12 protein-coding genes are annotated in these 6,804 nt (G+C 59.6%); 6 read left to right on the top strand and 6 right to left on the bottom strand.

Features of this window, described 5'->3' with window-relative positions; all coding sequences use genetic code 11:
• Positions 1-112 precede the first annotated feature (112 nt).
• Complete coding sequence (locus ABID26_RS32605; protein WP_292340626.1) at positions 113-427, top strand: hypothetical protein; 315 nt, start codon at positions 113-115, stop codon at positions 425-427.
• Between the two features lie 206 nt (positions 428-633).
• Here the strand turns inward: ABID26_RS32605 and ABID26_RS32600 are convergent, their stop codons facing one another.
• Positions 634-906 carry a hypothetical protein gene (locus tag ABID26_RS32600; protein ID WP_292299245.1) on the bottom strand — a complete coding sequence of 91 codons (273 nt, stop codon included), beginning with the start codon at positions 904-906 and terminating at the stop codon, positions 634-636.
• A 483-nt stretch (positions 907-1,389) separates the two neighbouring features.
• Between ABID26_RS32600 and ABID26_RS32595 the strand changes: the two genes are divergently transcribed.
• Positions 1,390-1,671: a hypothetical protein gene (locus ABID26_RS32595; protein ID WP_126098491.1), complete on the top strand. Its 282-nt coding sequence runs from the start codon at positions 1,390-1,392 to the stop codon at positions 1,669-1,671.
• A gap of 525 nt (positions 1,672-2,196) precedes the next feature.
• Here ABID26_RS32595 and ABID26_RS32590 read toward each other — a convergent pair.
• Together ABID26_RS32590 and ABID26_RS32585 are read right to left on the bottom strand one after the other, a co-directional pair.
• A complete protein-coding gene (locus ABID26_RS32590) occupies positions 2,197-2,421 on the bottom strand; it encodes a DUF768 domain-containing protein (RefSeq protein WP_126098489.1) in 225 nt (74 codons plus the stop codon).
• A complete protein-coding gene (locus ABID26_RS32585) occupies positions 2,418-2,600 on the bottom strand; it encodes a hypothetical protein (RefSeq protein ID WP_292340628.1) in 183 nt (60 codons plus the stop codon). Before ABID26_RS32585 ends, ABID26_RS32590 begins: the two co-directional genes overlap by 4 nt.
• Before the next feature lie 212 nt (positions 2,601-2,812).
• Between ABID26_RS32585 and ABID26_RS32580 the strand changes: the two genes are divergently transcribed.
• The 3 genes from ABID26_RS32580 to ABID26_RS32570 all read left to right on the top strand — a co-directional run bounded on the left by ABID26_RS32580 (position 2,813) and on the right by ABID26_RS32570 (position 4,341).
• Complete coding sequence (locus tag ABID26_RS32580) at positions 2,813-3,040, top strand: hypothetical protein (RefSeq protein ID WP_292340629.1); 228 nt, start codon at positions 2,813-2,815, stop codon at positions 3,038-3,040.
• Positions 3,041-3,531: 491 nt separating this feature from the next.
• On the top strand, positions 3,532-3,696 hold the full coding sequence (locus ABID26_RS32575) for an XRE family transcriptional regulator (RefSeq protein WP_292340658.1): 165 nt from the start codon (positions 3,532-3,534) through the stop codon (positions 3,694-3,696).
• Between the two features lie 339 nt (positions 3,697-4,035).
• Positions 4,036-4,341, top strand: a complete 306-nt coding sequence (locus tag ABID26_RS32570) for a hypothetical protein (RefSeq protein ID WP_292340630.1) — start codon at positions 4,036-4,038, stop codon at positions 4,339-4,341.
• 357 nt (positions 4,342-4,698) lie between these two features.
• Here ABID26_RS32570 and ABID26_RS32565 read toward each other — a convergent pair whose 3' ends face one another.
• On the bottom strand, positions 4,699-5,250 hold the full coding sequence (locus ABID26_RS32565) for a group I truncated hemoglobin (RefSeq protein WP_292340631.1): 552 nt from the start codon (positions 5,248-5,250) through the stop codon (positions 4,699-4,701).
• 364 nt (positions 5,251-5,614) lie between these two features.
• On the opposite strand from ABID26_RS32565, the gene ABID26_RS32560 reads away from it, so the two are divergent.
• Complete coding sequence (locus tag ABID26_RS32560; RefSeq protein ID WP_126098484.1) at positions 5,615-5,800, top strand: DUF3606 domain-containing protein; 186 nt, start codon at positions 5,615-5,617, stop codon at positions 5,798-5,800.
• Positions 5,801-5,885: 85 nt separating this feature from the next.
• Here ABID26_RS32560 and ABID26_RS32555 read toward each other — a convergent pair whose 3' ends face one another.
• Both ABID26_RS32555 and ABID26_RS32550 read right to left on the bottom strand, forming a co-directional pair.
• A complete protein-coding gene (locus tag ABID26_RS32555) occupies positions 5,886-6,026 on the bottom strand; it encodes a hypothetical protein (protein WP_292369944.1) in 141 nt (46 codons plus the stop codon).
• A gap of 456 nt (positions 6,027-6,482) precedes the next feature.
• Complete coding sequence (locus ABID26_RS32550) at positions 6,483-6,776, bottom strand: hypothetical protein (protein ID WP_292340633.1); 294 nt, start codon at positions 6,774-6,776, stop codon at positions 6,483-6,485.
• Between the last annotated feature and the right edge of the window lie 28 nt (positions 6,777-6,804).

Here is a 6,804-nt window from a genome sequence, read left to right as displayed (position 1 = left end):
ATCGCGTCCCCCCATCGAAAGCTTGACCCAAGCACGGCGGTGCTCAGGTGCTCACGGCCGGATACGCACTCCTGCGGTCTTCACCGGATGGGTACAAACAAGGAGGCCAACCATGGCACGAGAAAGAACCGAATACGAAACCGGCGCGCGAAAATATCCGGCAAGGACCGGCCCGGATCCGAATGACGATTTCTCGCAGGATGCAGCCGGCAATGAGCGCCCGCCGGGCGGCATGGGCCTGACGCGGTCGGCCGGCGAGACGGAAGACAAGACACGCCAGTCCGAAGGACAGAACCCGCCCGGCCGGACGACGCCCAGTCCCGCCACCGAGAAGAGTTCCGGGGCCGGGCCGGCAATCTCCGAACGCTCGAAGGACGCGAAAGCGGCAAAATCGGGCCGCCAGTCTGGCGCTCATGTCAAGGATTAAGACGGGGAAGTTGCCGCCGCGACCCCTCTGCTGGCCAATATTGCGGTCCTGCGCCTGCTGCTAATCACCGCTCCGACGGCGCCGGTGGCCGGGGGCGCGAACCACCGAGCCTAATCGGCGGGAGCTCCCGATGCTGGCGCCGGCTGATGATAATGTAAGCTCGTCCTAATATGTCTGTTGCCTATTCTTAAGGACGAGCGGGAAAGTCACTGGACAATCTGGCTGCGCAGTCCTTCCAAGGTGAAGAAGGTGATGTGACGCCGATCTCGATCGAACTCGCAAGACCCGGTCGATCGGCTAGGAGCATGGGCCTTGTTGCGCATCTCGAACTCAATTGTCACCTTCGGAGGATCGGCCTGTTCGATTGCGCTGAGGGCTTTGTAACCCGATGCGCGCTCGTGCGACTTCAACATCAAAAGGAAGAACTCGCAACGAGCAACCGGCGTCTGCGCCAGTGGTGGCGCAGGTTGGGAAATCATAAGCGCGTAGGCACATCGCCCTGCTATCACCAGACAGACCGCTACGCCGAAGGGAGAGAGATTGTTCCATAGTTGGGATCGCACTAGCCCAACATCTCTCGCCGGGCCTTGATGGCCGGGTTTACTTTTTGAGAGGAGTATCAAGCCCGAGCCTCGCGCGTTCGCTGTTGGCGAAGGCTTTTGCATCTGCTTGAGAACCGAAGCCCTTGATGCTTACCACGCCGTCCAAGCATGAACAACGTCTTAGCGGAAAACATGGGTCTGCGGATCGTGTTGCATCGCCTTTGAAACACGCTTTTGCCTAAGTGGTTATTTTTCCACGGGATTACAAAACATTTCCGCTCACTCCACGGAACAGGGATGGAACACGGAATTTCTGTGATTGTTCCCTGCACCTTCTTCCGGCGCCGGCTTCCATCGTATTTTAGCAAAATCTGAAACAAAGCCATTTCGCCAGCGTTGAAAGCTCCAGGAGCTTCGGCGATGGACGCGGCCACTGCGGCAGTGATGGTTTTGCTTCTGTGCAGCGGAGGCGACCCGGCCATCTGCAAGCCGGTCAATACGGCGACACGGGTGTTCGCATCGCTCGGCGAATGCCGTACCTCGTTGGCAATTGAACTCGCCGGCGACCCTAGCGGAAGAATGATCGGCCGATGCAAGGTGGTCGATCCGACTGTCACAGGCTCCCTGCCAGCCGGCTACACGACGGTTACGGTTACACACGGCGGCAGGGCTGTCAGGTATATTGTTCCTCACAAGAAATAGCCCGGCCACATGAGCAGCCAGGCCCAGTCCTTCCACATTAAGAAGGATTCAGGGTCGCTATCGCATGATGCGAAGCGTCCGCTACGTTTGCCGCAGCGGACGCTCCAGTGGCCCCCGTTTTGTCCCTCGCCAGGAAGACGGTACGCCTCACTAAGACGGATAATAAGCGCGCTCTAGTTGAAGCGCCGCATATTAGAGCTGCGTGACTTTTCTGCCACTAGACAGAGAAAGGCCCCGCGGAAATCGGCATTCAACCGTAATGGAACTTCGGTTTTGGCTCGGTGGCCCTCGGTCCTGCCGAGCGGGTACTCGTCATCCCCTTCCCACGTGCCGCCACTGCCGCCGGCCTGAGGCTCGTCGTTGATATGGCCGCCGTGCTCGTTCTCTGCCTCACGATCGCCGTAAGCGCTGCCACGTCCATCTATGAACATGCTGCTGCTGGCTATTCGACATATGCGATCCTCGTGAATGAGGGTCGCCGCACCGGTGAGGGATCTATTGCTGACTGCCTTTGACTTCAAGCCATCAATCGGATTTGCCTGCGTCTTCGCCAACAATCGCAGCCCGGATGGCGTCGTAGGCGCTCCCGACCTCCTCTTCGATCTCATCCTCGGAAATGCCTGCGGCCTTTGCGTCGGCGAACAGCTTCGTTGTCAGATCCGCCACAGAAATGATGTCGGCGCCGACGCTGCCGCGCATCACGTTATCGGTGATCCACTTTCCAAAAAATTCTGCCCCGCGTTCGCTCACAGGCGGTGCCGCGCCTTCAGGAAGTGAGCCTCTCGAAGCAGGGAATTCCAATCGACCCCGATCAGTTTGATCAGCTCGCGGGCTTGCTCTTCGGTAATGTCTGCCTCTCTGACCAGGCGATCGGCCAGAACCTTCGTCGCCCCACTTTGCGAACCTGATCTGTTGTCATCGTCACTCATGAAAATATGGCCTCCTAATCTCTAGAATGATCTCGAAGGCGGACTGTTCAGGTCAGGCAAAAACAATTCGCCGTCGGCTGAGCCCCTGGGATCATCTTCGGACCCGGGCCGACGGCGGTCGTGCCAGAAGACGCAAGGGACTGACTCGCCGCCGCCAGACCTCCTGATTTTCTTCGCGTCAGGCTTGCCGTGTGAGATAATTCGGAGCGGCGTTGAGGGCGTCGACAAATGTCATTGTCCGCTACAGTGGTGTTTACGAACCCGCTGATCTGGCCTTGCTCCAGCAGGTGTTTGGCCAGCTGTGCGAAGAACGCCGGCTGGCCAAGAAAGACCGCGAGCAGCGGGAGTTCCTGGCTATGGAATTGTTCCAAGTTTGCGACGACGGCACCCACGACGAAGCTGATCTATTGCGCGCGCTCTCTAAGCACCGTCGGCAATAACGCAAAGCTCGTTAAAAGCCCGCCGCCTTAGGGAGAGAACGACGGGCTTGTGCTTGGGCTTAAGAGCTGGCGGCTTAAGGGAGACGACGACCGCCACTCCGAATAATGGCTGAGCTAGCATTCAGTTCCGAAAGAAATCTGAGTGGCAAAGACCGCTGATGGGAACACCCACAGCCCAGCTCGCTTATCATTTCGCGGGCCGGGCCGTGTCCCGGAAGCTGGGTCCCAAGGCACGGTTAGATTGCAGCCATTTTGGAGCCCGCACCACACCGCCAATGGTCTATTAGCGTTTTCTTGAGTAAGCCGGCGTGCGCCCCACTTGGCAAAGGGCAGGCATTAACGTTGGCGACGAGGTCCCAGCGTACGACGCCGTCGGTGGGTAGCAGCCGGAACATTTTAGAGACATTGAATGTTCCACACCTATGGACAGCCGAGACCAACTTTGAGCAGAACAATTAAGAGCCGCAAGAGCTCTCTTGAACTGGTCGCGAGTGCGACTGGCTGCCAGGGCCAATCTTAGCGAACCGACGATCTGCGAATTTGAGAACGGCTTTAGGAAAACAAATTCCCGTAATGTCTCCGCAATGCGGCAGGCCTTGGAGGGCGCAGGAATCGCCTTTACCGATGAAGGGGGTCCCGTCGCTTACCCGCTCTGAGGATCAGAATAATGGTCGCCACGCCGACAATAGAACATGGCGGCGTCGGCACATAAAACGCGCGCCGTAAAGATGCCCGGGCTGTCGGGGGAGTCGGGCGCGACTTTGGACATACAGGCCGGGCTCTTATCCCGGTTTCGCGCAGGGCAGATGCACATTGTGCGCCGCCTTTGCAGCGGCCGACAGACTTAGCCAATGAAGAGCCCGCCGCCGGGAGGAATGGCGACGGGCTATCTCCGGACTCAGGAGCGGTGCATGTCCGGCAAACATCTGTTCCACGTCCGTTCGTAAATATTAGCAATCGCTTGACGAAGCCCGCACCCGCTCCAGAGTCATGCCATGCCACGGGGCCTGAATATCGGCGACGAGGTCGCCATCACCGCGACCGTACGCCGGCGCGTCACCCAGGACCGCGTCAGCGTCTCGATCCCGTCCTATGGCTTCCCTCATTCGATCGTCGACAGAACGTCTAAGGTGAGGAAAGGCCAGCCTGTCGAGTTGATCGGCAATGTCACACATATCGATGGCGAGTGGGTGACGGTGAATCTGGGCGTGCCGGTGACGGTGACCATGGACACGCTTCGGCTAGTGACAGCCTACAAGCCGCCCACGAGGAAGACGCCGCTGGTGGACAAGCCGACGTGAGCGACCTTGGTCCGTCGCAGCCACCTGCGGTCCGCGCAACGGGCCAACTTATTGAGGCCGGTGCTTGCCGAAGCTCCATTCCACCGGAACATCTAGGGTCTGCACGCCATTCACGACTAGTTGCACAGTGCACGCAAGCCTGAATTGCTGCTCCGCGAGCTTGATGCGGTTTAGCCCGGCAGCTACTATGACATGCTTCGGCCGTAAGTTCGTCCCCGTCGGCCATAGACGATGTCGCCCCGCTCGACCCACGCGCAATGATCCGCACTGACGCCTAGGCCTGACGGCTCTGCGGGAAATACATCGCATCACCCAGCCAGCGTGCCGGCACCGCAGCGTCGATTGGCCGGCCGCACGTCAGCCCTTTTTTGCGTAGCCGGCGGTAACCTCGCCCTTGTGCGCGGCGAATGCTGCCAGGACCTCCGTCTTCTCAGCCTTCGGAACCTTGAAGTGGTCCAGGGTCCGCCCGAGTTCCGCCGCTACCTCATCGAATTCCGCCGGAGAGATCCGCAAATCGCGGTGGGCTTCCTCGAGGCCGAGCGGCGTCGCGCCTGGCCTTGTGGCCACGAACTTGAAGGGGCCGCCGGAAACATCGCAGACCCACAGCGTGCGCATGAATTTGAGGCCGGGAAGCCGCTCAAGGTTCTTGGTGTGCCATTCCCGCAGCCGTGGGTTCTTGGACTTCTGGCCGACGACGGGATTCTTCACGACGGCGTCGCTGAAGTGGTCCACCACCGCAGCGATTGCGAAGACACCGCCCAGCCGCTCGTACAGGCTCTTCTCAGGCGCGGTTTGCTTGGTCTGCGCGAGCGCGTTGTCGGCGGGCAACACAGCCGTGGATGCGGCGGCGATGGCCAGCCCTGCGACAACGTTTCGTCTTGTGAACGGAATTGAAACAGCCGTTTTCATCTCTAGTTTCCTTTGCGTTGAGCCAGAGCAAGCTGCGGCCTGTCTGGCGGTTCAAATGAGGTGATTTGGGACATATCCACTTTGCCCTACCGGCTCGTTCGAAGGATTGTTCCGACCTGACCAGAATTCGCCGGGCACGTCGGCAGGACGAATGATTGCGTCGAATTTTGGCTCCAGCCATCGCCCTTTCTGGATGAAGGACAGCTGCGCGCCGGCGGCAGGCTTAGGCATGCCAAATTCCACACAAATTCGAACTTGAATCAATTTCGCACAGCCGTAAGCGTTCCATTAGCCATCACTTAATAAGCAAAAGGGGAACATTCCTGCACGGCCGCGGTTGTTTCTCGACCAGGAGGATCCAGCCATGGCCGACGACAGAACCAAGCGTGATTTCCGGGACCGCAACCGCGTATCTGCGGACGAGGACTACGAGGTCCGCTACTTCGCCAAACAGCATCGAATTACGCCCGACCAAGTTCGGGAACTGATCGGCGAACATGGCAACGACCGCAAGATATTGGAACGCGAGGCGAGGAAATTGCACGGGTGACGAAGCTTTCGGAACTTTTGCGGCCGCCCATCGTCGGGCACCGACATCGCGGCCGTCTCGTCGACAGGCGCGATCTCGGGCAAAGTCATTTGGCAGAACAGCAGAACCGCCGCTTGAACTCGGAAGAGACCGGATTGCCGCTTTGATGCAGGCGCACCAGCCGCTCTTTCAAGGCGAGACGCCGATCCGCTAAGCCCCAGGCATCGGTCGGCCGCCAGAGCCGCATGCCGGCGCTCATGCCCGGCGGGCAGTGAAGCCTAGTGTCGGCGTTTGTTTCGCGGCTGGAATGGGTCTTTCATGGAGAAAGAAGGCTGCTCGCTTCACCCCACAGCTGTTTCCAGCCGCCGGGCGTCGGAAGAGGTCCGAGGGATCTTTGGTCAAATGTTGGCGAGCAATTCGCTCACGCGGCTTTCCATGTCGGCAAGTGCGACATCGACGCGCTTCTGGCCGGTAATTGCAGCGCTCATCTCTTCGCCGACAATGTCCTTGATCGCGAACTGGCACCTTACCGGGGACGGCAGCGGCCTGCCGAGATCGGCGACCGCGGCGATTCGTATTGCGGTGCGGCAATGCCTTGAAGGCGTCCGAGGTAATGATGGCTTTGTAGGCCGGCAGGTGGCCGGTGCGCGACCATCGAAGTCATGTCCGCGAAGAATTTCAGGAACTTGCCGATGGCCGCGGTCTATTCGGGTGTACGGTCCTTCTGCGAGACTGCCCACGTGTGGCCGTCGCCGTATTGGGCATGGGCGCCGGCAAATAGCTGCGGGTACGGGTAGACCGCATAGCCACCCTTGTTGGGGGCCGTGCCCTTGGTTTCGGACTGAGCGTTGTCAACCCACGTGCCGTTGAGCTGAACGCCACCTTCACCGGCAAGGAAGGCGTTGATCGCGCCGCCGTAGTCGAGATCCTTGGTGGTGTAGTCCTTGTCGACCGCATCAAGATCGGCAACGCGGACGCAGGTGGCCACCGCGCGCATTTCGTCGTTGGACTTTACCTTCAGGTCG

Source organism: Mesorhizobium shonense, assembly GCF_040545255.1.
GTDB lineage: Bacteria > Pseudomonadota > Alphaproteobacteria > Rhizobiales > Rhizobiaceae > Mesorhizobium > Mesorhizobium shonense.
Note: the sequence above shows the minus strand (reverse complement) of the source record. Positions and strands in the feature narration are given on the sequence as shown.

Bases quoted from the DNA above. Each gene is read 5' to 3' on its own strand.
- ABID26_RS32605 (WP_292340626.1), top strand. From the start codon at position 113: ATGGCACGAGAAAGAACCGAATACGAAACCGGCGCGCGAAAATATCCG.
- ABID26_RS32600 (WP_292299245.1), bottom strand. From the start codon at position 906: ATGATTTCCCAACCTGCGCCACCACTGGCGCAGACGCCGGTTGCTCGT.
- ABID26_RS32595 (WP_126098491.1), top strand. From the start codon at position 1,390: ATGGACGCGGCCACTGCGGCAGTGATGGTTTTGCTTCTGTGCAGCGGA.
- ABID26_RS32585 (WP_292340628.1), bottom strand. From the start codon at position 2,600: ATGAGTGACGATGACAACAGATCAGGTTCGCAAAGTGGGGCGACGAAG.
- ABID26_RS32570 (WP_292340630.1), top strand. From the start codon at position 4,036: ATGCCACGGGGCCTGAATATCGGCGACGAGGTCGCCATCACCGCGACC.
- ABID26_RS32565 (WP_292340631.1), bottom strand. From the start codon at position 5,250: ATGAAAACGGCTGTTTCAATTCCGTTCACAAGACGAAACGTTGTCGCA.
- ABID26_RS32560 (WP_126098484.1), top strand. From the start codon at position 5,615: ATGGCCGACGACAGAACCAAGCGTGATTTCCGGGACCGCAACCGCGTA.
- ABID26_RS32555 (WP_292369944.1), bottom strand. From the start codon at position 6,026: ATGCGGCTCTGGCGGCCGACCGATGCCTGGGGCTTAGCGGATCGGCGT.
- ABID26_RS32550 (WP_292340633.1), bottom strand. From the start codon at position 6,776: ATGCGCGCGGTGGCCACCTGCGTCCGCGTTGCCGATCTTGATGCGGTC.